Annotated in this window: 18 protein-coding genes, 1 tRNA gene and 1 pseudogene; 9 read left to right on the forward strand and 11 right to left on the reverse strand. The window is 65.4% G+C overall.

Annotated elements, in window-relative coordinates:
* Positions 1-11: 11 nt before the first annotated feature.
* From BCO18175_RS28260 to BCO18175_RS28270, 3 genes are all read right to left on the reverse strand, one after another.
* The gene (locus BCO18175_RS28260; protein WP_011882933.1) at positions 12-482 is read right to left on the reverse strand and encodes an Lrp/AsnC family transcriptional regulator; all 471 of its coding nucleotides are present in this window, start codon (positions 480-482) and stop codon (positions 12-14) included.
* A gap of 79 nt (positions 483-561) precedes the next feature.
* Positions 562-1,221 carry an exonuclease gene (locus BCO18175_RS28265; protein WP_174985931.1) on the reverse strand — a complete coding sequence of 220 codons (660 nt, stop codon included), beginning with the start codon at positions 1,219-1,221 and terminating at the stop codon, positions 562-564.
* Positions 1,218-1,862, reverse strand: coding sequence for an MBL fold metallo-hydrolase (locus BCO18175_RS28270; protein ID WP_174985933.1), 645 nt, complete (start codon positions 1,860-1,862; stop codon positions 1,218-1,220). Before BCO18175_RS28270 ends, BCO18175_RS28265 begins: the two co-directional genes overlap by 4 nt.
* Positions 1,863-2,518: 656 nt before the next feature.
* On the opposite strand from BCO18175_RS28270, the gene BCO18175_RS28275 reads away from it, so the two are divergent.
* A complete protein-coding gene (locus tag BCO18175_RS28275) occupies positions 2,519-3,127 on the forward strand; it encodes a septal ring lytic transglycosylase RlpA family protein (protein ID WP_122944150.1) in 609 nt (202 codons plus the stop codon).
* Positions 3,128-3,235: 108 nt separating this feature from the next.
* On the opposite strand, the gene rsmI is transcribed toward BCO18175_RS28275, so the two are convergent.
* Positions 3,236-4,117 (reverse strand): 16S rRNA (cytidine(1402)-2'-O)-methyltransferase, encoded by an 882-nt coding sequence (gene rsmI / locus BCO18175_RS28280; RefSeq protein ID WP_174985935.1) that lies wholly within the window; start codon positions 4,115-4,117, stop codon positions 3,236-3,238.
* Positions 4,118-4,163: 46 nt separating this feature from the next.
* Here rsmI and BCO18175_RS28285 point away from each other — a divergent pair, with 46 nt between their 5' ends.
* The 5 genes from BCO18175_RS28285 to BCO18175_RS28305 all read left to right on the forward strand — a co-directional run bounded on the left by BCO18175_RS28285 (position 4,164) and on the right by BCO18175_RS28305 (position 6,621).
* Positions 4,164-4,592, forward strand: a complete 429-nt coding sequence (locus BCO18175_RS28285) for a YraN family protein (RefSeq protein ID WP_174986002.1) — start codon at positions 4,164-4,166, stop codon at positions 4,590-4,592.
* A 126-nt stretch (positions 4,593-4,718) separates the two neighbouring features.
* Positions 4,719-5,303: an SIS domain-containing protein gene (locus BCO18175_RS28290; RefSeq protein ID WP_069246887.1), complete on the forward strand. Its 585-nt coding sequence runs from the start codon at positions 4,719-4,721 to the stop codon at positions 5,301-5,303.
* 17 nt (positions 5,304-5,320) lie between these two features.
* Positions 5,321-6,121, forward strand: coding sequence for a BON domain-containing protein (locus tag BCO18175_RS28295; protein ID WP_174973744.1), 801 nt, complete (start codon positions 5,321-5,323; stop codon positions 6,119-6,121).
* On the forward strand, positions 6,118-6,480 hold the full coding sequence (locus BCO18175_RS28300; protein ID WP_174985937.1) for a c-type cytochrome: 363 nt from the start codon (positions 6,118-6,120) through the stop codon (positions 6,478-6,480). Before BCO18175_RS28295 ends, BCO18175_RS28300 begins: the two co-directional genes overlap by 4 nt.
* A 65-nt stretch (positions 6,481-6,545) precedes the next feature.
* Positions 6,546-6,621: transfer RNA gene (locus BCO18175_RS28305), tRNA-Ala, on the forward strand.
* Positions 6,622-7,275: 654 nt separating this feature from the next.
* Here the strand turns inward: BCO18175_RS28305 and BCO18175_RS28310 are convergent.
* From BCO18175_RS28310 to BCO18175_RS28325, 4 genes and pseudogenes are all read right to left on the reverse strand, one after another.
* Positions 7,276-7,563 carry a PAAR domain-containing protein gene (locus tag BCO18175_RS28310; protein ID WP_174985939.1) on the reverse strand — a complete coding sequence of 96 codons (288 nt, stop codon included), beginning with the start codon at positions 7,561-7,563 and terminating at the stop codon, positions 7,276-7,278.
* A 13-nt stretch (positions 7,564-7,576) separates the two neighbouring features.
* Positions 7,577-8,536, reverse strand: coding sequence for a T6SS immunity protein Tli4 family protein (locus BCO18175_RS28315; RefSeq protein WP_174985941.1), 960 nt, complete (start codon positions 8,534-8,536; stop codon positions 7,577-7,579).
* 77 nt (positions 8,537-8,613) lie between these two features.
* Positions 8,614-10,560, reverse strand: a complete 1,947-nt coding sequence (locus BCO18175_RS28320; RefSeq protein ID WP_174985943.1) for an esterase/lipase family protein — start codon at positions 10,558-10,560, stop codon at positions 8,614-8,616.
* Positions 10,561-10,592: 32 nt separating this feature from the next.
* Positions 10,593-13,283 (reverse strand): annotated as a pseudogene (locus BCO18175_RS28325) (type VI secretion system Vgr family protein).
* A gap of 221 nt (positions 13,284-13,504) precedes the next feature.
* On the opposite strand from BCO18175_RS28325, the gene BCO18175_RS40895 reads away from it, so the two are divergent.
* Positions 13,505-13,627 (forward strand): hypothetical protein, encoded by a 123-nt coding sequence (locus BCO18175_RS40895; protein ID WP_302480659.1) that lies wholly within the window; start codon positions 13,505-13,507, stop codon positions 13,625-13,627.
* 327 nt (positions 13,628-13,954) lie between these two features.
* On the opposite strand, the gene BCO18175_RS28330 is transcribed toward BCO18175_RS40895, so the two are convergent.
* The 3 genes from BCO18175_RS28330 to BCO18175_RS28340 form a co-directional block, all read right to left on the reverse strand.
* The gene (locus tag BCO18175_RS28330; RefSeq protein ID WP_174985945.1) at positions 13,955-14,266 is read right to left on the reverse strand and encodes a hypothetical protein; all 312 of its coding nucleotides are present in this window, start codon (positions 14,264-14,266) and stop codon (positions 13,955-13,957) included.
* 116 nt (positions 14,267-14,382) lie between these two features.
* On the reverse strand, positions 14,383-15,780 hold the full coding sequence (locus tag BCO18175_RS28335) for an enolase C-terminal domain-like protein (RefSeq protein ID WP_174985946.1): 1,398 nt from the start codon (positions 15,778-15,780) through the stop codon (positions 14,383-14,385).
* A gap of 62 nt (positions 15,781-15,842) precedes the next feature.
* Complete coding sequence (locus BCO18175_RS28340) at positions 15,843-17,183, reverse strand: MFS transporter (protein WP_174985948.1); 1,341 nt, start codon at positions 17,181-17,183, stop codon at positions 15,843-15,845.
* A 285-nt stretch (positions 17,184-17,468) separates the two neighbouring features.
* Here BCO18175_RS28340 and BCO18175_RS28345 point away from each other — a divergent pair, with 285 nt between their 5' ends.
* Together BCO18175_RS28345 and BCO18175_RS28350 are read left to right on the forward strand one after the other, a co-directional pair.
* On the forward strand, positions 17,469-18,095 hold the full coding sequence (locus BCO18175_RS28345; RefSeq protein WP_174985950.1) for a DUF2239 family protein: 627 nt from the start codon (positions 17,469-17,471) through the stop codon (positions 18,093-18,095).
* A 17-nt stretch (positions 18,096-18,112) separates the two neighbouring features.
* Positions 18,113-19,444 carry a carotenoid oxygenase family protein gene (locus tag BCO18175_RS28350; protein WP_174985952.1) on the forward strand — a complete coding sequence of 444 codons (1,332 nt, stop codon included), beginning with the start codon at positions 18,113-18,115 and terminating at the stop codon, positions 19,442-19,444.
* Positions 19,445-19,453: the final 9 nt, after the last annotated feature.

Here is a 19,453-nt window from a genome sequence, read left to right on the forward strand (position 1 = left end):
GCGCCTCTCCGTTACAGCGGCAGTTGCGTGTCGAACTTGATCTCGCGCAGCACGACGCTCGTGCGCACCTGCGACACGGCAGGGATCTTGAAGATGCGTTCGTGCAGGAACACGTCGTAGGCCTTGATGTCCGGCGCGACGATCTTGAGGATGTAATCGGCTTCGCCGGTCGTGCTGTAGCACTCGGTGACTTCCGGGCAGGTCGAGATCTCGCGCTCGAACTGCTCGACGCCGCCTTCGTTGTGGCGGGTCAGGTGCACGTGCGCGAGCGCGCAGACGTGCAGGCCGAGCTTCTCGCGATCGAGCAGCGCCGTGTAGCGCTGGATCACGCCCGACTGTTCCATGTCCTTGATGCGGCGCCAGCACGGCGTGCTCGACAGGCCGACCTGGTCCGAGATTTCCTGGACCGAACGGCGCGCGTCGAGCTGCAACAGGCGAAGGATTTTTTGCGAAAAGGAATCGAGCGTCACCTGCGCCTCCATGCGGCAGCTACAACACGCTGAATGTTAGAGGGCCGGGAAAAGAAAGGCAATCTGGCGTCGCGTTGCTGAGCGAGATTCGCTAATTTGCTCGCGGATCCGTGGGGATTTGTCCCGCCTCCGCGCCTTCCGACCGATCGGTGTCCGACACGGCGAGCCCCGCGAGCGCGGCCTGCTGGCGGCGCAGGTCGGCGAGCATGTTGCAGAACAGCGCACCTTGCTCGATCGCGTCGTCGAGTGCGACGTGCGTGTGCGGATGGTCGTCGAACCAGTGCTTCGGGAAACGCGGCTTGATCGCCTTGCGGTACGGCAGGCCCGTCATCGCGAACGCGAGCGTCTTGATGTCGAGCGCCGACCATGAGAACGGGCAGCGTCCGGCGAAGCGCATCATGTACCAGAACATGAACGTGAAGTCGAAGCCGGCCGGCATCGCGACGAACACCGGCTTGCCGGGCAGCGCCTCGACCCAGTCGACGTACGCGACGAGCGCCGCCTCGGGCGCCTGCAGATCCTTCCGGCACGCGGCCCATGCTTCGGGCTCGGTCTTCCACCACGCTTCCTGCACCGGGTGCGCCTGCGCGCCCGGCAGCGTTTCGAGGTTGGCGGAGAACGTCGCGATCAGCTGCTTGTCCTCGGTGTAGGCGGCCGACGCGAAGCTCAGCATCGAGTGCGGGCCGGGAATCGGGCCGTCGGCCTCGACATCGGTGCTGACGTAGATTTCCGGGATGGCGGTCTGGTTCATCCGAATACCTTGTCGGACACGAACGGGTTCGTGCGGCGCTCGTCGCCGAACGTCGACACCGGGCCGTGGCCCGGCACGAACGTCACGTCGTCGCCGAGCGGCCACAGCTTCTCCTTGATCGACCGGACGAGATCCTCGTGATTGCCGCGCGGAAAATCGGTACGGCCGATCGAACCGGCGAACAGCACGTCGCCGACGATCGCGACGCGATGCGTGCGGCTGAAGAACACGACGTGGCCGGGCGTGTGGCCCGGGCAGTGATAGACCTCGAGCGTCTCGTCGCCGAACTGTACGGTGTCGCCGTCGTTCAGCCAGTGGTCCGGCTCGAAGGTGTCGGCGGCCGGAAAGCCGAAGCGTTCGCTTTGCATCGGCAGCTTCTCGATCCAGAAGCGCTCCTCTTCCTGCGGCCCCTCGATCGGCACGCCGTAGTGCGTCGCGAGCGTCTTCGCGCCCGCGCAGTGATCGATGTGCCCGTGCGTGAGCAGCACCTTCTCGACCTGCACGTTCTGTCGCGCGACTTCCTGTTCGATCCGGTCGAGATCGCCGCCCGGATCGACGACGGCGGCGCGGCCCGTCTTCTCGCAGACGAGCAGCGAGCAGTTCTGCTGGAACGGCGTGACCGGAATGAGCGTGACTTTCATGGAGGCACCGGCGGCTAAAAGGAGCGATTGTACCGGTCGCGCGGGCCGCTTGCCGGTCGCACGACGCGCGTCGCGATGCGCGCCTCCGGGCATTCCCGGAGCATGCCGATTGTTACAGCCATAGTGAGAATCAATGGTCCGAAGGGGGTGCTTTTCGGGTCGACGTTTTGGTTTATGTATAATGCGCCCCATTGAGCGTGAATTTCGCGCCATTCGCTGGTGTTTCGGCCCCGTTAAAAAGGGGCGTCGGAGGCACCGTCAAGCATCAGCCGCCGGGGAGTCCGGCGGTGTATCCAGCACCGAGTATTCGGTGCTCACGTCTTGTCCGGCCGGGTGCTGCGCGCCCGCCTGCGGCCCTGCTGCCGCGCCGCCGGATGAGGCCTGTGCCGCCGTTCCTGTGAGTCGGTCGTTTCGACGCGCGCGAACGTGAAGCCATGTTCGATGGCGGCATGTGGGGTCTGGTCAGGCTGTTGGGGACAGGTTGCGCCAGACGTGAAAACTAATCAGGACGGTTGCGGCATAGACGAAAGCCGCGCCCATGCAAGCCGCCTGCTCGCATCCGAGCGGGGCGTGCACGCATTTGCCGTCCGGGCCGCGTGTCTGCGTTGTGAAGCAGCGTTGTAAGGGAGCGGCCCGAACCAGAAGGCGACACGTCGATGAATTTACGTTTTCCGAGTCGATTCGGGACCATTGCATTGTTTTTTGCGCTGACGGGCTGTGCGGTACCACCCAGCCAGACCACCGGTAGCGCGAACCAGAAGAACGCCGTCGACAAGACGGCCGCCGCCGCGAAGGCGGATAGCGACAAGCAGCTGAATTTTGATTCCGCGCTGGCATCGATGCCGGCTGCCGACAGCAAGGACGCGAAGAAGTCGTCGCTGGCGGACGCCGAGCCGATCGACGGCAAGGATGTGTCCGATTTCCGCCAGACGGGCCGCGCATCGTGGTACGGGCGGGATTTCCACGGCCGCCGCACAGCGAACGGCGAGCGCTTCAACATGAACGCGCTCACCGCCGCGCACCGCACGCTGCCGCTGTCGTCGTACATCAAGGTGACGAATTCGTCGACCGGCAAGTGGGTCGTCGTGAAGGTCAACGATCGCGGGCCGTACAAGCGCGGCCGCGTGCTCGACCTGTCGTATGCGGCCGCGAAGCTGATCGGCCTCGTGCACGCCGGCACCGGCCGCGTGAAGATCGAAGGGCTGTCGCCGCAGGAAGCGCGTGAGGCGCGCGACGAAATGTTCGCGTCGATCTCGGCGAAGTAACGCAGCGGATCGACCGCTCATGCAAAAGGGCTGCCCGAGGGCAGCCCTTTGTCTTTCCTGCACTGCGCGACGCCGGCGCCGGTTTCCCGGTGCCGGCCGGCTCGCGCGTCAGCCTTCATCCTTCAGCGCAAGCGCGCGCGCATACAGCGTGTTGCGCGACGCGCCCGTCAGCGCGGCGGCGAGCTTCGCTGCGCTCTTCACCGGCACCTCTTCCAGCAGCAGCTTGAGCAGCGCGTCGTGCGCGGTGTCGTCGGCTTCGCCGCTCGTCGCCGGCGCGCCTTCGACGACCAGCACGAACTCGCCGCGCTGCCGGTTCGCATCGCCGGCGAGCCAGGTCTGTCCTTCGGCCAGGGTGCCCTGGAACAACTGCTCGTGTAGCTTGGTGAGCTCGCGCGCAATCAGCAGCCGGCGCGCGGGGCCGAACGCATCGGCGAGTGCGGCGACGGTTTCGGCGATCCGGTGCGGTGCCTCGTAGAACACCAGCGCATACGGGTGCGATACCAGCGCCTGCAGCGCGGTCGCGCGCTGCTTGGTCTTCGGCGGCAGGAAGCCCGCGAACGTGAACGCGCCGGCCCAGTCGCCGGCCACGCTCAGCGCGGTCACCGCCGCGCTCGCGCCCGGCAGCGGGATCACCGAGAAGCCGGCGGCGCGCACCGCGTCGACGAGCCGCGCGCCGGGGTCCGAGATGCCGGGCGTGCCGGCGTCCGACACGTAGGCCACGCGTTCGCCGCCGCGCAGCAGTTCGATCACACGCTGTGCGGCTTCGCGTTCGTTGTGCTCGTGCACGGCGACGAGCGGCTTCGAGATCCCGTAGCGGGCGAGCAGCTGGCCCGTGTTGCGGGTGTCTTCGGCCGCGATGCGGTCGGCGAGGCCGAGCACGTGCAGCGCGCGCAGCGTGATGTCGGCGGTGTTGCCGATCGGCGTGGCGACCACGTAGAGCGCGGCGTCCGGGTAGTGCTGCGTGTGCGCGAGTTCGAGGAGGGCAGTCATGGCAGGCAATGCACGCAATCGCGGCGCAAGCGGAACAAGGACGGCATTGTGCCACGCGGCGCCGGCCCTGCCGGGCGACGGGCGCGGTTTGGCGCGCGCGGGCGACAACTTTTCGGGCGCGGCGCGATCCAAACCGGTCGGCGCGGCGTTCGAGCAGCGTGCGCGGCAGTTTCTCGAGCGCCGCGGCCTCGCGTTCATTGCGGCGAACGTGACGATGCGCGGCGGCGAGCTCGATCTCGTGATGCGCGAGCCCGACGGCATGCTCGTGTTCGTCGAGGTGCGCGCGCGGCGCAGCGTCAGGCACGGCGGCGCGGCCGCGAGCGTCGGATGGCGCAAGCGGCGGCGCCTGGTGGCAGCCGCGCTCCAGTTCTGGGCGCGGTACGGCGCCGGTGCCGCGTGCCGCTTCGACGTCGTCGCGTTCGAGGCCGGGCGGCTCGTGTGGCTGCGCGACGCATTTCGTGCCGATGATGCGTAACCGCGAGCTGTGACGAGATGTAAAGAGTTCTTGCCGGACCCCCGGAGAGGGTGCCGGAGTACGGTAAACTCGCCGCACCCACGATGTCGCGCGATGCGTGCCACGCGCCCAGTTCACCAGGAATCGATGTCAGTCGAACGTATTCAGCAACATTTCCGCGATAGCGCCGCGCTTCACGCCGAAGCGGCCGACGCGCTGTCGCTGCCGATCGCAGCCGCGGTCGACGCGATGTTCGCCGCGCTGGCGAACGGCAACAAGATCGTCGCCTGCGGTGACGGCCCGTCGGCCGCCGCCGCGCACTACCTCGCCGTGTCGCTCGTCGGCGGCTTCGAGCGCGAGCGTCCGGGCCTGCCCGCGATTGCGCTGGCCACCGACGCGTCGCAGGGCGGCCTCGCGGGCGCGGTGTCCGCCGATCAACTGTTCGCTCAGCAGGTGCGCGTGCTCGGCCAGACCGGCGACATCCTGCTGGTGCTCGATCCGGCCGGCGCGTCGCCGCGCGTGCTGGCGGCAATCGACGAAGCGCACGAGCGCGAGATGACCGTCGTTGCGCTGACGGGGGGCGACGGCCATGCGGTCGCCGCCGCGCTGTCCGATACCGATATTCCGATCAGCGTGCCCGCCGTTCGTGCGGCGCGCATCCACGAAGTCCATCTGCTGACCATCCACTGCCTGTGCGACGGCATCGACGCGATGCTGCTGGGTGAGGATTGAACGAAGGAGAGCCGTCGATGAATCAAAGCCGCGTCAAACAGACGCTCGTCAGAACCACGCTGCTCGCCGCGCTGATGGCGGGCCTTGCCGTGTCGCTGCAAGGTTGTGTGCTCGGGGTCGTGGGCGCAGCGGCCGGCGGCGGCGCGCTGATCGCGACCGATCGCCGTACGCTCGGCGCGCAGACGGAGGATCGCGAGATCCAGGTCAAATCGCTCTCGCAGATCAACAGCGGGCTGCCCGACCAGTCGCACGTGAACGTGACGGTGTTCAACCGCCGCGTGCTGTTGACGGGCGAAGTGCCGAACGACGCATCGAAGCAGCGCGCCGAAGAAATCGTGCGCGCCATCAACAACGTGAACGGCATCGTCAACGAGCTGTCGGTCGAGCCGGCGTCGTCGCTGTCGTCGCGCGCGAACGACTCGTACCTCGAAGGGCGCGTGAAGTCCGAGCTGATCGCGACGAAGGGCATCTCGTCGAACTACTACAAGGTCGTCAGCGAGCGCGGCAACCTTTACCTGATGGGGCTCGTGACCGTCGACGAGGGCAATCGCGGCGCGGAAGCCGCCAGCCAGGTGCCGGGCGTCGAGAAGGTCGTGAAGGTGTTCCAGTACGTGAAGCCGCAGGACGCGCAGGCGCTGCAGAATGCATCGTCCGCGAGCGGCGCATCCGGCACGCAGGCTGCCGCCGCGCCGGCGGATACCGCGACGGTGGGCGCCGTGCCCGACGCGTCGGTGCAGTCCACGCCGCTGCAGCCGCCCGCACCGATCTCGAATTCGTCGAGCGTGCACCCGGGCAACGCGAAGGCCCCGTCGCAATGAAGAGCATGCAGATGAAGCAGATGAAACAGTGGATGGTGCAGAGTGCTGCGGCCGCGGCGCTCGTGATTGGCACGCTGGGCGCTGCACACGCGGATGTCGGCGACGGCCTGAAGGTCGCGCGCGGCAACGCGTGCATGGGCTGCCACGCGGTCGACCGCAAGCTCGTCGGCCCGTCGTTCAAGGATATCGCCGCCCGTTACAAGACCGATCCGCAGGCCGTGGCAAAGCTGTCGAAGAAGGTGAAGGAGGGCGGCTCGGGTGTCTGGGGCGCGATTCCGATGCCCGCGCACCCGCGCATGAGCGACGCCGACGCGCGTTCGGTGGTCGAATGGGTGCTGGCTGGCGCGCCGTCAAAGTAACGTTTCGGGGTGACTCAACCCCTATTGCCAAGCGCGGAAACGCGTGTGTATGATGGTTGACTGTTGGGGCGGTAGCTCAGCTGGGAGAGCGTCGCGTTCGCAATGCGAAGGTCGGGAGTTCGATCCTCCTCCGCTCCACCAACGAAATTCGAAGGGCTGATCGCTGAGACAGGAAAGTTGATTTTGCCTCGAGCGCAAAGATATGCTTCTCTGACAAAGTGCGATCTTATGTTTCAACAACAAAGCCGGCCTTGCGCCGGCTTTGTTGTTTGGGAACGACAATCCGTAGCTTGGCCGTGCCCGCGCACGAGTCGAGCTTAGGCGAATGTGTCGTCGAAATTGCGCGATCGATCGAAGTCCCTTTCGCACCTATGTCTGTTACTAATAGGTGGTGTGATCGACGCCGTTGGTCGAAGTCAACGACCCTCGGCCATGCATCCCTGCTTGCCTGAGCAAGGCATGGCATCATGCGGATACAGGCTGGATTTCGAACTGGCGCAGATCGACAGTGCCGGCCGCAGTCTTGCGCGGGCTGGCCATGGACATCGCCGCCGGAAGCATCAGAAGTGCCTCGAGAGGGCAGGCGCGGCTCCTATCCGCCGGAGCCGAGACCTTGCATCAGTGACAACCGCCGCCCAGCGCCTGCACGCAGTCCCGGAACGACTGGCAACCCGAGAGAGCCAACGTCCACACTAGCAGCAGCGCCATTCCCATCCATTTTCTGACCATCACACGACTCCCTAGCTGAAAAGATCGACATGTGCTGTCGACATCGGCAACTCGCCGCCGACGACGCTACACATCCACATACGACGTCTGCTGCGACGGCACTAGGTGTGGCGGAGGCGTACACAGGCAGACACAAAGATCATCGCTCAGCGCCGCCTGCCGGCCATCTGGGCCGGTGGTGGAGACGCGCGGACCTTCGCACTGGATATGTCCCATGGTCTTGCAGACGGGACACCAGACCGGATCGGTCTCGTACGCCTGCTCGCGGCCACCGAGCAGATCGTGCGCGTCGCCGCCCTGCACGATCCCGCCGACCGTCGTCAGGTCACCTTTCACAATATCGTAACGGCGCATCGTTCGGCTCCGGTCAGACCGCGCCCGGTCGCGCGCGCAGGCTGTTCACCAGCGTGTCCCACGTCTGCAGCGCCCCCGCCTCGTCGACCGGCGAGGTGGATCGGTCCGGCGGCAGATCGCTACGCGCGGGTGCGCCCAGCAGCAGTTCGACTGAGGTATGCGGCTGCGCCACCGTCGCGGGATTCCCCGGCGCGAGCAGGTAGAAGCGATACACCGTGACGTCGCCGTCCTTCAGCGCAAATAGCACTTCCTCGGCGTCCATGCCGGCCACCGTTCGCTTGCCTTGCCGCAGGATACGATAGCTGCCGGGCATGCGATCGAGTTTCGCACGCAACTCGGGTAGACTGCTGGTGAGCGGCTGAGCTTGATCTTCTTCCACGGCGTCGCGCAACTTGATCACCAGCAGCGCCGGCCGGCCGGGCATGAGCGCGAGCGACTGGCTCACTTCTTCAGTGTAGGTCGACGGACCGGTGACAATCCCGCCGTCGAAGCAGAAACCCGATTCCGTCGGCACGGTCCAGTTATCGCGTACCTTGATGCGGCGGTAGGTGTCGTTATAGATGCTTTCGGCCCGGCTCATCGCATCCGCCCCGATCCTGCCGGTCGTTTGGACGAGCGTACGGTTTGCAAACAGATAACCTTCCGTATCGAACGGTAAGGCTACTCCTTTCACCACTGCACCGTTGAAGAGGAAAACACGCGAGTGCTGCACTGGAGAAAACGCCATTTCCAGCCATGCGCGTCCCGTTTTCTCATCCAGGTTGACGGGATTCACCCGCTGTTTGGTGCGCAGTTCCTTCTCGCGCACCGCGACTTTGGCATCGTAGGTTTCTACCGACACGTCGTGCGTCGTGACGAGTTTTTGTCCGCGGTACAAGTAGCTTTCGTTCGAGATCTCGCTCGAAACGGGTCGATCGAACACGAGGCGACCGATGCACCACGGACGTACTTTGGACAGCAGAGGATTGTTCATCGTTTGTTCCACGGAAAACGCAAGAGAGCAGGCACACAGACCCGCCAGGAAAAAGAATATGCGAACGAAGCGCACCATCACGCATCTCCCGGCACATCGATGTCCTTCACGATCTGCACCACACTGTAGAGAAGCGCCCAGCGTGTCCAGGGATGCGCGTAACTCTTCATGTGCTCATACCCGGCCTGCACGAACGCCATCTGCACGCCGTTGGCCGGATCACCCGGCACATCCGGCTTCAGGCCACGCGCCTGCGCGTCCGCCGACCATGCCGGCACGGTACCGTCACCACGAATGATGCCGGTCTTGCTCGCCACGCGATCCCAGTCGGTCGTAGCGCTCACGTCGGGGATCTTGTTGGTCTTCTGCATCGTGAACGTGACGCTCAGGTTTCGCTCTTTCAGCCGCACGCGGAGTTGGCCCTTGCCCGAATCGTCCAGCAGCTCGGCGGCGCGGAGCTCGGATTCCTGCACATCGGCCGGTACGTCGCCGGTCCAGATGGCGTTGCCCCACGCCAGCAAGTTCTTCGTCAGCTCTCCTTGCTCGACGGTGGGCTTGTCCTTATCGGTGGCCTCGGTCGTCGTGCCGGACGCGGGAGATCGCGTATCCAATCCTCCGTTGCCATACGCTACATACGTGTTGCCATGGTACTTATTCTTCAACTGGCTTTGCCGTGTGACCACTAGCGTTATCGCGGCGATGTAATTGTCGACCAGCGCGCTGTCGCCGGTCGCGTCTCTGCCGAGTCGCTTCCTCACCACTTTGCCCGGATCGAGCTGAGCTGCCTTCGGCAGCAATCCGTACCAATCGCCATTGAGATACAGTTCGCGGAGCGCGTCGCCGTTCTTCGGAAACTGCATGAGCACCGTTCCGTCAGGTCGAGCGAAAATCCACCATGCCGTGCCGTTGTTATAGTCCGGCATCGGTGTCAGCTCCATCGGCCCCGGTGCGTTTGCCATCACTGCGATGAATTCGTCCGCATCGCGTCCGAGCAGGCTGCCGTTGATAAATCCGTTCATGCCGCCTTCGGGGCCGCCACCTGTCTTGTAACGCTTGGCTGCCAGCGGCGCCCCGGTGGCAGGCTGTGCGCCGTGAAATACCCCGTGGATCGAGTCTTCCGCGCCGTGGTTCAACACGGCAAAGCGAGCCACCAGACCACCCATCGAATGCGTCACGATGATGGCCTTGCCCGTGTCGTTCTCCTTGCAGATCTCGGTAATGCCCATGAGCCGTGTCTTCCCCTTGGTCTGCGGATCGGGACAATCGATACCATTGACCACATCGCGCCCCGAATCGTCGTTCGACTGCAGCCAGTTGTAGCCGATTGCGTAGACACGGTAGCGGAACTTGACGAACCGCCTGAACTCCGGGGACTCCGCGGTGATCGCCTCGCCTTTTCCGTACGCCCCGTATTGCGTCGGCGCAGTGTCCAGCACCGGATGCAGCGTCCACGTCTTGCCCTTTGGATCGGGCTCGCACCAGGCACCTTTCAACTCGCCGCACAGCATGGGGTTGTTCAATTGTTGCTCAAGCCACAGCAGCACGGGCTGGTAACTGGTTCGGTAGACCGAACCCCAGCCGCGCCGCTGCGCCTCCTTTTCGGTGATCGTCTTGCCATCGCCCACGTTGATCGGTCCGAGCGGCGTCACCGACACCTTGAGAGGATCGAAACGGATCTCGCGCGATGATGCGCTTTGAAACCACCCGAAGAGAACCGACAAGAATCCGCCGAGCATCGCACCGACCGTGTCCATGTTCGGCGCAAAGAAGGCCTCGTCGCCGGTGTCCTTGGTGACGATGGGCGAGCCCATGACGCCGGGGATGAAGATCACCGGGATGATGGGGCGCAGATCGTGCAACGTCTCCTTGGCGCGCGTATCGTCGGCCGGCGTTAGGGTGGCATGGGCATACGAGTCGCCCCCTTCATCGGTATGCGATGAAAGACGGACAACTTCGTGTTCGGCCTCGTCGTCGCCGGAACCTTGACCCGGGGTACCGGGACTGTCAGGCTGATTTTCGCTCATGGATGTTCGCAGGTAGAGGTTGTGTGTGCCGCCTAGGCTTTACTGGCGCCCGGTCGCAGCGCACGGATCATCACGGTTTCGATATCGTTGTTCTTCTGCTCGGTCGTATGGCCCAGTTCGTCGGTGACGCCGCTCAGGCGCGTGCCATCGCCGCGAACGATCTCGTACGGATGGTTCTTGAGTGGATCGCCCGTGATGCGGTCGCGCAAGATGTACTTGTCATTGAACGCCGGCTTCGGAAGGCTATTCATGTGCTCGGCCACCGAACTGGGTCCCTGCCGGCTGAACGACGCCGACTTGACGGTACGCGCACCGCGGGTGCCGTCCTCGATGCCTTCGGCGGTAATCCGGATATACGAGCCACCGCACTTGAGCATCAGTTCGGTCTTTGCGTCGATCACGATGCTGCCGTTGTTGCTCTTGAGCGTGAGGCCGAGTTCGGAAAGCAGGCGCAACTGGTCGCTGAGTGCCTGGATATCGACCGCGCCTTTTCCTGCGATCAGCTTCATGCCGGCGCGCTGGACGAAGATGCTGATTTTCTCCGCAACGCCCGCCACCAGCGATTTACCGACCGCCCAGTACGTGTCCTTGCCGCTCACCAAATTCAGGTGTTCGTCGGCCACCAGCTGCGCCGACGCGCGTGTGGTCAAGCCCATGCTTTCCTGACTCGATCCGAGCATGACGGGCTTGGCAAAGGCGTTTGCATTGCCGGTCCCGCCGCCGGCTGTGCTGCCGCCATTGGACACGCCCGCCTTGTTGTGCTGGGTCGCCTTCGCGAACGCGGCGAGGGCTTCACGTCCCGGCTTCAGGTCCTCGCCCCTGGCCGTCGCGCTGGCAGAGGACAGCGACTCGACCAGCAGATCGGCGCGTGCCAGGATCTCGCGTGGCTGGCTGGTATCAAGTGGCTGGCCATCGACGCTGGTGGAGTGGGTACTGAAGTACAGCCCCTCGCCTGCGTGAATCGCGCCGGCGTTATCGGTACGCAGCGTAAAACCGCTACCCACATAGGCGCCCCGGGTATTGCCGTTCTGGACGATCTGGTAACCGAGATGCAGGCCGCTCATGCCGTGGCTGCTCATCACGCGCATCCGCGGCTGGCCGGTCGAGTCGTCCATGACCTGTTGGTTGTAGCCACCGCCGCCGCCATACTCCCGTGACTGATAGCCAGACATCAGGCCGTTCGAATGCCACTGCGGCTTTGCCGTGCCGTTGTACACGCGGTGAAGCGCAATCGGGCGGTCGATGTCGTTGCCGATATGGCCGATCAGCAGTTCCTCACCCGCGCGCGGCATGTGGACACTGCCATAGCCCTCGCCGGTGTCGGACTGCGCGATGCGCACCCAGCACGACGCGCGGTCGTCACCTTCGTTGAGCCGATCCCAGATGAACAGCACCTTCACCCGGTTCAGTTCGTCGGTATAGCATTCCTGGCCTTTGGGGCCTGCCACGATCGCTGATTCCAGCTTCGCTTCGGGCTTGCGATGTTCGAACGGGCTGCGGTAGGGAACTGTCGTGCGCTGCGCCTCGATGGCGATCCGGTAAAACCCCGTCGATCCGTCAGCGTGGCTCACGCCGAACGTCTGGTCGGGGTCGTCGGCACGAGCCTGCGCCAGCGCATGACTCAGGCTGTGGGGAAAATTCGTTTCATGCCCGGAGAGCGGTAGGTTGTTCTCGATGGTCCACTCCACCTCGATGCTCGCGAATTCGTTCTGGTTCGCGGCGTCATGATCGTGCTCCGGATGTCCGGTCAGCGTGAAGCGCCGACCCGCATCGATGGCACGTAGACCGCCGATGCCATGAAAGCGTTTGGCCTGCGACTCCCACTCCTCCATGCGGATCTTCGACAAATGGTCGCCCCGATCCTGTTCCGGATACGTATAGCCACCGGTGTATTCATAGACTTCTGCTTGCGCGGGTAACGCACCCTGGTTGGCCATCGTCGGCACCGACGTCGCTTTCGGATTGAAGGGCGTCGAAGGATTTTTGTAGTCGAAGGTGCGCGTCGACAACAACACGGATTGCAGCGTCCGGGTCCCTGCCCATTGGGTCAGGGCATCGGCCTCGCTGTGTATGCCCGCACGATAGAACTCAACGGTGGCCGGCGACAACGGTTCGAGCGTGTCGAGGCGATCGGTGATCACCAGCGTATGCGATTTGCCATCGGTGGCCTGCTGCCAGACACCGTATAGACCTTCCGACTCCAAGAGCCGGTGCACGAAGTTCCAGTCGGCCTCGTCTTGCCGGCAATAGGAACGTGCCGGCAACGGCTTCGAGAGCGCAAAGCGGTACATGCCCTTCGCCTGCGGATGTTCATTGAATACGTCTGCAATGATTTCGTCCGCGGTCTTGTCCTGCCAGTGCCGCTGGTCGCGACGGAACCTCAGGAAGTGCATCCACGAGGAAAAACCGAGCTGATAGCTAGTAAGGCCACCGTCCGTTCCAAGCCGACGGGCCGTGTGCACATAGCCGTGATGTGAGCAATAGGAACCATCGGCCTACTGAATCCAGAGGGTCACGGCCTGGGAAATCAGCGTTTTGAGCTGAACATCGCTGGACGTGGAGACGCAGTCGAGCAGGAAGAGATAATCGCGGCCGATCCGTGAACGTCCGGTCACGCGGTGGGGCAGCAGGACATTCTGACCTGCCGGCGTGTCCAGTTTTAGAAGACGGTCCTGCTGCGATAATCCGCCGGTAATTGCCCCGATTATGTCACGCGTGCCCATACCGCCTCTCAGTGGTTTGTTTTTTACTTCCCGCGCGATTTTACGGTGAAAAACCCAGACGATTATTAGGAATTGAAAAAAATTCGGCGTGGTTAAGCGCGAAACGGATATTTGGGGGCAGACCGAGGCATAAACATCCGCGCAAACAAGCTCTGCTTGTGTGACGGATCTCGCACAATATCCAGTGCGTGGCGTATCTGAGTGTGCGGCGTCCTCATTGCATGGATGATTTTGCTGATCCGAACCACTGCCTCGAAAGTCTCCTGTACCAGACCACCTCCCCGATCTCGACGCAAGCGCTCGCCGACGCGCTGGCGTTCCGGGAGGGGCGCGAGTCGGCATGAGGTTGTTGCGGCAATAGCGCTGAGGTGAATTCGTATGCAGTGGTTCTGACACGTCGACCGTGGTAGCTGCCGCGCCACGTGCACAAAGTGCAGCGAAATCAGAGCAGCTAGGACAAAGTGCAGAGAGTAGCTTCCGTCTGTTCGGTGTCTGTTTTTCAGATGCTTTTGATTTCAGCGGTTGGAGTGCAAAGAGATGCGTCCCACTGCTCGCAAGGATTTGCTCCCTGTCCCAGCGAGATCGGGCCTTTTTGTTTTTGTTGGTCCGTGATGACAGGCCGGACCCAGGCGCCGCACTCGACGCGGCGGGGTGGGTCGACCGATGGCCGGTCAAGTCAGCAGTTCGTGCGCGAGCCTGAACGTCGGCACCGCCAACGCGGCGAACGCCACCGTAATGACCGCGAGAATCGCCGTTCTTTTCCGCAGCAGCACGGCGATGACTATCGACAGCACGGAGAATGCGCACGTCAGCAGGATGATCCACCAGAGCGCCGCGTAGCCGGCGCCACCTTCGAAGTTCGATACGTTCCGCGTGATCAGGGTCGCGACATAACCGGCGACGGTCACACTCGCGGGCAGACTCAGCACCGAATACAGGATGAGGACGACGATCTGTCGCGGTGTCGAATCGGGAGACGTCATGGCGAGCGCTTTTCTGTCGGATGGGTGGGCTGCCGAACCGTTCGCCGTGCAGGCCGATTCAGGCAGCCGGCAGGATGCGGACGTTTGCCGAGTTTGGCAACCACCCGCCGCCACCCTCACCCCCGCCCGAAACTCGGCCGCTTCGGATCGTACGTCCACCCCGGCACCAGATAGCGCATCGCGACCGCATCGTCGCGCGCGGTGCCGCCCACCGCGTTGTACAGCGCGTGCGCGGCCTCGACCTGCGCCATGTCGAGCTCGATCCCGAGCCCCGGCCGCTCCGGCACGGCCACTTGGCCGCCGACGATCTCGAGCGGCTCGCGCGTGAGCCGCGCATCGCCTTCCTGCCAGATCCAGTGAGTATCGATCGCGGTGATCGTGCCGGGCGCGGCCGCTGCCGCATGCGTGAACATCGCGAGCGACACGTCGAAATGGTTGTTCGAGTGCGAGCCCCACGTGAGCCCCCAGTCGCGGCACAGCTGCGCGAGCCGCACCGACCCCTGCATCGTCCAGAAATGCGGATCGGCGAGCGGGATGTCGACCGCCTGCAGCCGTACCGCATGATCCATCTGCCGCCAGTCGGTCGCGATCATGTTGGTCGCGGTCGGGATTCCCGTGGCACGGCGGAATTCGGCCATCACCTCGCGGCCCGAATAACCGCCTTCCGGCCCGCACGGATCCTCCGCATACGCGAGCAGGTGGCCTTGCCCGCGGCACAGCGCGACGGCCTCGTCGAGCGACCACGCGCCGTTCGGGTCGAGCGTCGCGCGCGCGTCCGGGAAGCGCGCCTTGATCGCGGCGATCGCTTCCATCTCGTCGGCGCCGGCCATCACGCCGCCCTTCAGCTTGAAATCGGCGAAGCCGTAGCGATCGACCGCGGCTTCGGCCTGTCGCGCGATCGCGGCCGGTGTGAGCGCTTCCTCGTTGCGCAGCCGGAACCACGGGGTGCGTGCCTGCGCTTCGTCGCGATATGGCAGGTCGGTGCGGCCGCGATCGCCGATATAGAACAGGTATGCGAGCATCGGCACCGCGTCACGCTGCTGGCCTTCGCCGAGCAGCGCCGCGACCGGCACGTCGAGGTGCTGGCCGAGCAGGTCGAGCAGCGCCGCCTCGATCGCGGTGATCACGTTGTCGAGCCGCAGGTTGATCTCGTGCGGCTGGCGCAGCACGGCCGCCTCGCCGGCCGACGTCACCTCGTGCCGGATCGTGCGGCCCGCACCCGGGCCCGCGCCGGACAGCGCCGCGCGCACCGCGTTGAGCGTCGCCTGGTAGCGTCCGATCGACTGGCCGACCACGAGATCCGTCATGCGCTCGAGCGCGTGGCGGATGCCTTCGCCGCCCGGCACTTCGCCGACGCCCGTGTGTCCGCTGCTGTCGTCGAGGATCACGAGGTTGCGCGTGAAGTACGGTGCGTGCGCGCCGCACAGGTTGAGCAGCATGCTGTCGCGGCCGGCGACGGGAATCACCTGCATGCGCGTGACGCGCGGGGTGCCGGCACGGCGGGATTCGGACATCGGTTCGCTCCTGGTTCCGGTGGTGCGCGGGCCGCCGGCTGCGCCGGCGCGGCCCGTGCCGTTCATTGAAGCTCGACGCGGCGGATGTCGCCGACGACGAACAGGTAGCAGATCACGGCGACGAGCGCGTGCGCGACGACATAGACGAGCGCGCCGTTGAACGAGCCGCTGCGGTCGACGATGTAGCCGATCGCGATCGGCGTCGTGATGCTGGAGAGGTTGCCGCACGTGTTGAGCAGCGCGCCGCTCAAGCCCGCGATCTGGCGCGGCGCGGTGTCGGCGTTGACGGCCCAGCCGAGCGCGCCGAGCCCCTTGCCGAAGAACGACAGCGCCATGAACAGCACGACGAGCACGTGCGAGTCGGTGTAGTTGCAGACGATCATCGACATCGACAGCAGCATGCCGAACACGATCGGCACCTTGCGCGCGACCGACAGCGAGCGGCCCTGCTTGAGCAGCCCGTCGGACACGACGCCGCCGAGAATCCCGCCGAGGAACCCGCACACGGCCGGGATCGACGCGACGAGCCCCGCGTTGAGGATCGACATCCCGCGCGCCTGCACGAGATAGACGGGAAACCACGTGATGAAGAAGTAGGTGAGCGCGTTGATGCAGTACTGCGCGACGTACACGCCGATCAGCATCCGGCTCTTCAGCAGCGCCTTCACGTGGCGCATCGACGGGCCGCCGTCGCGGCTGCCGGTCGCCTGGTCGATGTTGACGAGCGCACCGCCTTCGGCGAGGTAGTCGAGTTCCGCGCGGTTGATGTTCGGGTGGTCCTTCGGGTCGTACATCGTGCGGTTCCACACAAGGACGAACGCGAAGCCGAGCACGCCCATCACCGCGAACACCGACTGCCAGCCGAACGCGTGCACGAGCCAGCCCATCAGCGGCGCGAACACGACGGTCGCCGCGTACTGCGCGGCGTTGAAGATCGCGGATGCGGTGCCGCGTTCGGCGGCCGGGAACCACGCGGACACGATCCGGCTATTGGCCGGGAACGACGGCGCCTCGGCCGCGCCCACCAGGAAGCGCAGCCCGAACAGCAGCGCGAACGCGACCGCGCCGCCGAAGAAGCCGATCGAGCCCTGCAGCAGCGTGAACAGCGACCAGAAGAAGATGCTGAACGCGTAGACGATACGCGACCCGTAGCGGTCGAGCAGCCAGCCGCCCGGTAGTTGGGCGACCACGTACGACCAGCCGAACGCGGAGAAGATGAAGCCGATCTGCACGTGGCTCAGGTGCAGTGAGCGGGCGAGGCTCGGGCCCGCGATCGCGATAGCCGCGCGATCCGCGTAGTTGATCGTCGTGACCGCGAACAGGACGGCCAGCACCAGCCAGCGCACGCGTGTGCGCTGAGCTGTTGCCGACGCGGACGCCGGCAGCGCGTGAAGCGGATTCATGACTGTCTCCTCCGAAGGGCGGAAGGTGCCGTCGTGCGGCAGGCGCATCGGTGCGCGCCATTCGTGTGGGTGATGCCGGCCGGAGGGCGGGGCGTCCGGGTCATTCTGTCATGTCGAAAATTGCGCTTTCATGCCAATTGCTGACTTGATCGATTCACGATTTGAATCGATCGGCCGAGGGCCATGTTGATGTCATTGCCATATTTTTACCCGGATGTTATTGACATCCAATTTATACCCGGATAAAAATAGCGACATTCCGATTCCAGCCCGCGGGCGACCACGATGACCAACACCACACTCCTTCCTTCCTGCACGGCTTTCGACGGCCACCGGCGGCTCGCGTCGGGCCCGCTCGCGACGGTCGCGCTTGCGGTCCGGCAGGCTGCCGGCGATGCGATGCCCGGCGCGATCCTGATCTTCGACGATGCGACGGGCCGCTCGATCGACCTCGACCTGCGCGGCACGGCGGACGAAATCCGCGCGCGCTACGCGCCGCCGTCGGGCGATGCAGCCGGTGCCGCCGGCGAGCCGGCTGGCGCGGGCGAACAGCGCGGCCGCGGCCGGCCGAAGCTCGGTGTCGTGTCGCGCGAGGTCACGCTGCTGCCGCGTCACTGGGAATGGCTGGCCGCGCAGCCGGGCGGCGCGTCGGTCGCGTTGCGCAAGCTCGTCGAGGACGCACGGCGCACGCATGCGGCGGCCGATCGTCTCCGCGACGCGCAGGCGCGTGCGTACCACTTCATGTCGGCGATGGCGGGCGACCTGCCCGGCTTCGAGGAGGCCGCCCGCGCGCTGTATGCAAACGACCTGGCGCGGCTCGCCGAGCTGATCGCCGGCTGGCCGGACGACGTGCGCGACCATGCGCTCGCGCTGGTGCGCGGCGAGCTGCCACCGTCCACCGAAGACTGCTGAAAGGAGCATCGGACGCAATGACCGCATTCGATCTGAACCGCGGCGCGATCGCGCCGGTCGCCGACGAGGTCGATCTCGTCGACCTGCGCGTGACCGGCGCCATCCCGCACGAACTCGCCGGCACGTTGCTGCGCAACGGCCCGAATCCGCCGGGCGGCCGCTTCGAAGGGAGCGGCGTGCTGTCGTGGTGGCCGGAAGCCGCGATGCTGCACGCGATCGCGTTCGAAGGCGGCCGCGCGACCGGCTACCGGAACCGCTGGGCGCGCACGCAGCGCTGGGCCGCCGTGCATGCGCGTGAAGAGGCATCGCATCTGCCCGACACCAACCCGAACGTGAGCGTGCTGCAGCATGCGGGCGAATTGCTCGCGCTGTCGGAGGGCGGCGCGCCGTTCGCGATCACGGCCGCGCTCGATTCGCTCGGCGCGCCCGCGCGGCACGCAGGCCTCGGCGGCGGGATGACCGCCCATCCGAAGGTCGATCCGGTGACCGGCGAGCTGATCGCGTTTCGCGCGGACTGGCGTGCGCCGTGGCTGCGCTACGGCGTTGCCGACGCGCAGGGCGTGCAGCGCGTCGATATCGAGATCGACCTGAGCGCGCCGTCGATGATGCACGACCTCGCGATTACCGAAACCCGCAGCCTGCTGTTCGACCTGAACGTCGGCTACGACTTCTCGCTGCTGAAGCAGGGCCACCGGATGCCGCTGCGCTGGCACGACGACCGGCCCGCGCGCATCGGCGTGCTGCCGCGCCATGGCGGCGCCGTGCGCTGGTTCGACGTCGAGCCGTGCTTCATCATGCACGTCGTGAACGCGTACGACTGCGATGCGTCGTGCATCGTGCTCGATGCGGTGCGCTATTCGTCGTTCCTGCGGTTCGACGCGGGCACGGGCCGCTTCGCCGACAACCCGGTCGGCGAACTGTGGCGCTACGTGATCGATACGGCGAACGGGCTGATCGACGAAGGGCCGCTCGCCGACGGCGGCATCGAGCTGCCGCGCATCAACGAAAGCCGGACGGGGCGCCGCTACCGTTACCTGTATGCGGTCGAGCAGCCGAACCCCGTGGAAATGCGCGGCGTGATGCGCTTCGACCACGCGAGCGGCACGACGACGCGCTACGCGGTGCCGGCCGGCGACCAGAACAGCGAGCCGGTGTTCGTGCCGCGCCCGGGTGGCGTCGACGAGGACGACGGCTGGCTGCTGGTGATGGTCTACCGCGCGGCGACGGATACGAGCGACGTCGTGATCCTCGATGCGCGGGCGATCGACGCGGAGCCGGTCGCGACCGTACACCTGCCGCGTCGCGTGCCGGCCGGGTTCCACGGCGCGTGGGTGCCGCGCGAGCGCTGAGTGGCGGGG

This window comes from Burkholderia lata (assembly GCF_902499335.1).
GTDB classification, from domain to species: Bacteria; Pseudomonadota; Gammaproteobacteria; order Burkholderiales; family Burkholderiaceae; genus Burkholderia; species Burkholderia lata_B.

Excerpts from the sequence above, each read along its gene's own strand:
- BCO18175_RS28260 (WP_011882933.1), bottom strand. The coding sequence starts at position 482 with ATGGAGGCGCAGGTGACGCTCGATTCCTTTTCGCAAAAAATCCTTCGC.
- BCO18175_RS28265 (WP_174985931.1), bottom strand. The coding sequence starts at position 1,221 with ATGAACCAGACCGCCATCCCGGAAATCTACGTCAGCACCGATGTCGAG.
- BCO18175_RS28270 (WP_174985933.1), bottom strand. The coding sequence starts at position 1,862 with ATGAAAGTCACGCTCATTCCGGTCACGCCGTTCCAGCAGAACTGCTCG.
- BCO18175_RS28275 (WP_122944150.1), top strand. The coding sequence starts at position 2,519 with ATGAATTTACGTTTTCCGAGTCGATTCGGGACCATTGCATTGTTTTTT.
- rsmI (WP_174985935.1), bottom strand. The coding sequence starts at position 4,117 with ATGACTGCCCTCCTCGAACTCGCGCACACGCAGCACTACCCGGACGCC.
- BCO18175_RS28290 (WP_069246887.1), top strand. The coding sequence starts at position 4,719 with ATGTCAGTCGAACGTATTCAGCAACATTTCCGCGATAGCGCCGCGCTT.
- BCO18175_RS28295 (WP_174973744.1), top strand. The coding sequence starts at position 5,321 with ATGAATCAAAGCCGCGTCAAACAGACGCTCGTCAGAACCACGCTGCTC.
- BCO18175_RS28300 (WP_174985937.1), top strand. The coding sequence starts at position 6,118 with ATGAAGAGCATGCAGATGAAGCAGATGAAACAGTGGATGGTGCAGAGT.
- BCO18175_RS28310 (WP_174985939.1), bottom strand. The coding sequence starts at position 7,563 with ATGCGCCGTTACGATATTGTGAAAGGTGACCTGACGACGGTCGGCGGG.
- BCO18175_RS28315 (WP_174985941.1), bottom strand. The coding sequence starts at position 8,536 with ATGAACAATCCTCTGCTGTCCAAAGTACGTCCGTGGTGCATCGGTCGC.
- BCO18175_RS28320 (WP_174985943.1), bottom strand. The coding sequence starts at position 10,560 with ATGAGCGAAAATCAGCCTGACAGTCCCGGTACCCCGGGTCAAGGTTCC.
- BCO18175_RS40895 (WP_302480659.1), top strand. The coding sequence starts at position 13,505 with ATGGATGATTTTGCTGATCCGAACCACTGCCTCGAAAGTCTCCTGTAC.
- BCO18175_RS28330 (WP_174985945.1), bottom strand. The coding sequence starts at position 14,266 with ATGACGTCTCCCGATTCGACACCGCGACAGATCGTCGTCCTCATCCTG.
- BCO18175_RS28335 (WP_174985946.1), bottom strand. The coding sequence starts at position 15,780 with ATGTCCGAATCCCGCCGTGCCGGCACCCCGCGCGTCACGCGCATGCAG.
- BCO18175_RS28340 (WP_174985948.1), bottom strand. The coding sequence starts at position 17,183 with ATGAATCCGCTTCACGCGCTGCCGGCGTCCGCGTCGGCAACAGCTCAG.
- BCO18175_RS28345 (WP_174985950.1), top strand. The coding sequence starts at position 17,469 with ATGACCAACACCACACTCCTTCCTTCCTGCACGGCTTTCGACGGCCAC.
- BCO18175_RS28350 (WP_174985952.1), top strand. The coding sequence starts at position 18,113 with ATGACCGCATTCGATCTGAACCGCGGCGCGATCGCGCCGGTCGCCGAC.